Raw genomic sequence first — 3730 nt, 5'->3', positions numbered from 1 at the left:
TTTTTATTTGTGGGTTTAAAACCCCCGCCGAAAAAGAACCCTTGTTCCAAGAATAAAATAAAAAAAGGGGTTTCCAAAATGAGGGTTTTCGCGGAAAGGCCTTCCCCCAAATGGAAGGGTTTTGGGGCCTTTTTTAAAAGAGCCGAAAATTCTTGGAATTTTTAAGGCTCCTTGGGCTGGATTTCCTTAGATTGACCGAGTTTGGCAATTTATAAATGTGGCCCCCCGAAAATTTTTAAAGGAGGCTTACCTTCTTCGGTGTAATAAACTATAAAAAATGCCTTTTCTGAATCCCAGTAATTGGTCTTCCGGGACATCCATTTTTATTTAATCCTGAGGGAGGTTTTTATAAGATCTAAAAAAAATCGACAAAAGATTTTTCCATGACTTCAAAGTGGGGTCTATTTTTATGATAACGACTCGTTTTTTGGTCGAGAATAGTCTCAGGACAATATTCCAATCTATTAATTGTACTTTTTCCCAGCTAACCATCCCTTTTTATCTTCAAGTTCATTAAGCTTTTCTAAAGCGATCTTAAGGGCAGGATCGTGACGTAATTTATCATGGTCATTGACATCTTCATAGCCTAAAATAATTCCATAAAGCCTTTGTGCTAATAACTCATGAACGGAATGATCTACATAAGATTGATGACGATGATCTTGAAAACAGTTACCAAACTTCTCGGTAATTCCCAGTTTTTTTCCAACTCAGCCATCCAGACAATCCCCGCATCTGAAGTGATTAGTCCCCCATCAAAATTAGCGATTATTTCTTTTCCTTTCTGTTTACTAAAGTTGATTACTTGACGAGGGGTTCGGGGATGACTGGGACTCATTAAATCAGTTTAAGGTAAATTGCTTTAATAATTGAATTATAGCATATTTTATTCTAACAATCTAGTACTATTAGAGATTTTATTAATAATTTTTTTGGAAAAATGAGTGATTGATTTATCTTTTCATCTTTGTCTAATTCGGGTTGATTTTAACTTAAAATCTGACAACAGACTGTTGGTTTGGGAAATCTGCGATCGCTCTGTTCAAACCCACTTCCTGTAAGGCTTCTGTGTTTGGCGATCGCAGATTTTGTGAGAAATTCGGGTATTGTTCTTTCAACGCTGTTTCTAGTTGGTTATTGACAATTAAACCTTTTTGGAGCAGAAGTTGACCTAAACGGTTCTTTTTAGAAGTTTGGAGTTGGATTATTTCTTGAAGTTGTTTAGAAGAAATCCACTTTTTCTGGAGCAAGATTTGACCGAGTCGCATAATTTTAGCAGAGCATGGCTCTGAAGAACATCAAATAGTTTTAATTAAATATACTTACAATTGATATCATACTTTATCGAAAATTTACAGAAATCTATCTAAAAGTTTACAGTTTTCCGATTGAACAAGGGAGTAAAACAAAGAGTCAAGGATAACTATTACCTTGACTCTTTGTAACTTAAGCTATGGGATGTTTAGCAAAAAAGCATGATTAGCCTTCAGCTTTGGTACGGGTACTCTTGTCACCCACCTTAGCAAACAAACCCCATTCCACTTGTTCTTCGAGATCGGGATCAACACCAGCAAATACGTCACGGTATAGAGTCCGAGAACCATGCCAAATGTGACCAAAGAAGAATAATAGAGCAAAGACTGCGTGTCCGAAAGTAAACCAACCTCTGGGACTGGTACGGAATACCCCGTCAGAACCGAGGGTTTCACGGTCAAAGACAAAAGGTTCACCGAGTTGCGCCTTACGAGCAAACTGCTTAACATCAGCAGGGTTGTCAAAGACTTTACCATCCAAAGCACCACCGTAGAAGGTAGCGGTTACACCACTTTGTTCAACACTAAGTTTAGACTCAGCCCGACGGAAAGGAATATCTGCACGGACAACACCATCAGCATCGGTTAAGACGATGGGGAAAGTTTCAAAGAAGTTAGGCATCCGACGAACGGTTAAAATACGACCGTCAGCGTCTTTAAATACAGGGTGTCCCAACCATTCTTGAGCGATACCGTCACCACTATCCATAGCACCGGTACGGAATAAACCACCTTTAGCGGGGCTATTACCTACATAATCGTAGAAAGCAAGCTTTTCAGGAATGTCTAACCAAGCTTCTGATAAGGTATCACCAGCAGCTAAACTGGTTTCTACACGACGCTCGATCTCTTGTTGGAAGTAACCATTATCCCACTGATAACGGGTAGGTCCAAACAGTTCGATGGGGGTGGTGGCGTTACCATACCACATAGTTCCAGCAACGATGAAAGCAGCGAAGAACACAGCAGCAATACTACTGGATAATACGGTTTCGATATTACCCATTCTCAGAGCTTTGTAGAGGCGTTCTGGAGGTCTGACTGTTAAGTGGAATAGACCTGCAATAATACCTACAACACCAGCCGCAATGTGGTGAGCCACTACTCCTCCAGGGTTGAAGGGGTTAAAGCCCGCCGGTCCCCATTCCGGTGCCACTGGTTGGACGTGGCCCGTTATACCGTAGGGATCTGATACCCACATTCCCGGTCCCCAGAGTCCGGTGAGGTGGAATGCTCCAAAACCGAAGCAGAGAAGTCCGGATAAAAATAAGTGAATACCAAACATTTTGGGAAGATCAAGGGCTGGTTCCCCTGTACGAGCATCAACAAATAGCTCTAAGTCCCAGAATACCCAGTGCCAAACAGCAGCTAGGAATAATAAACCAGATAATACGATGTGAGCCGCAGCTACACCTTCAAAAGACCAGAAACCAGGGTTAACTCCGGTTTCTCCGGTGACACTCCAGCCACCCCAAGATCCAGTTACTCCTAAACGGGCCATGAAGGGAAGAACAAACATCCCTTGTCGCCACATGGGGTTAAGAACGGGATCACTGGGATCAAAAATGGCTAACTCATAAAGAGCCATAGAACCTGCCCAACCAGCTACTAGGGCGGTGTGCATTAAATGAACGGAAATTAAACGTCCTGGGTCATTCAGAACAACTGTGTGGACTCGATACCAAGGTAGTCCCATTGACTACGCTCCTCCTGTTTGAAAATATGTCTACGTCGACGGTTTGTTATTTTGGTTTTAAGGTTGCTTGACTTGTGTTTGGCGATCGCTGTTGAACAACTCTCATCTCCCAAAAGTCAACTAACCTACATTATGCCAAGAAAATGAAATTTATTTAAAGAAGTGTAACTATTGTTAGTCTCGATTGCAAGTTTTTCCGTCTCCTATAGTAAAGGGTGCATAGTCTATATGTTCTAGTTTCGGGTTCATCACTATGGGCAAAATGACGAAAATTATGATAAAGATAGAACTATTTTAGGTTTTGAGTCGGTTATGATTTAGAGGATCAATATTTTTAGTTTAAGATGAAATATCAAGATAGTAGTGGTCATCATATAATTCTCTTTGGAGACAGTATTAAACTTTTAGACCAGGAAATTAAAGACAAGAGTATTCATCTTATTTTCGCTGACCCTCCCTATAATATTGGTAAAAAATATGCTAATTTTGTTGACAAATGGCCAACACAAGAGGATTATTTATCTTGGTGTTATTCTTGGTTAGAATTATGTTTCAAAAAGCTTCATCCTGAAGGCAGTGTTTATCTTATGGCTAGTACCCAAACTATTCCATACCTAGATATTTATTTACGTCAACATATTCATATTTTATCCAGAATTATTTGGCATTATGACAGTTCAGGAGTACCAGCAAAGAATATTTTGGTTCCTTATATAACCCA

General features: G+C 40.1%; 3 protein-coding genes and 1 pseudogene. 1 reads left to right on the top strand and 3 read right to left on the bottom strand.

The features are described 5' to 3' along the window. Positions 1–129: 129 nt before the first annotated feature. The 3 genes and pseudogenes from CWATDRAFT_RS35170 to psbB all read right to left on the bottom strand — a co-directional run. A pseudogene (locus CWATDRAFT_RS35170) lies at positions 130–838 on the bottom strand (transposase); the annotation flags it as partial. Positions 839–992: 154 nt separating this feature from the next. Continuing rightward, on the bottom strand, positions 993–1268 hold the full coding sequence (locus CWATDRAFT_RS30440; RefSeq protein WP_007308557.1) for a hypothetical protein: 276 nt from the start codon (positions 1266–1268) through the stop codon (positions 993–995). Between the two features lie 211 nt (positions 1269–1479). Further along, positions 1480–3009, bottom strand: a complete 1530-nt coding sequence (psbB, locus tag CWATDRAFT_RS30435) for a photosystem II chlorophyll-binding protein CP47 (RefSeq protein ID WP_007308556.1) — start codon at positions 3007–3009, stop codon at positions 1480–1482. A 344-nt stretch (positions 3010–3353) separates the two neighbouring features. Here psbB and CWATDRAFT_RS30430 point away from each other — a divergent pair. Next, on the top strand, positions 3354–3730 hold a 377-nt coding region (locus CWATDRAFT_RS30430), incomplete at its 3' end, for a DNA methyltransferase (protein WP_268743297.1).

Source organism: Crocosphaera watsonii WH 8501 (assembly GCF_000167195.1).
Lineage (GTDB): Bacteria > Cyanobacteriota > Cyanobacteriia > Cyanobacteriales > Microcystaceae > Crocosphaera > Crocosphaera watsonii.
Note: the sequence above shows the minus strand (reverse complement) of the source record. Positions and strands in the feature narration are given on the sequence as shown.

Coding starts and splice junctions, on each gene's coding strand:
- CWATDRAFT_RS30440 (WP_007308557.1), bottom strand. CDS start 1,268: ATGCGACTCGGTCAAATCTTGCTCCAGAAAAAGTGGATTTCTTCTAAA.
- psbB (WP_007308556.1), bottom strand. CDS start 3,009: ATGGGACTACCTTGGTATCGAGTCCACACAGTTGTTCTGAATGACCCA.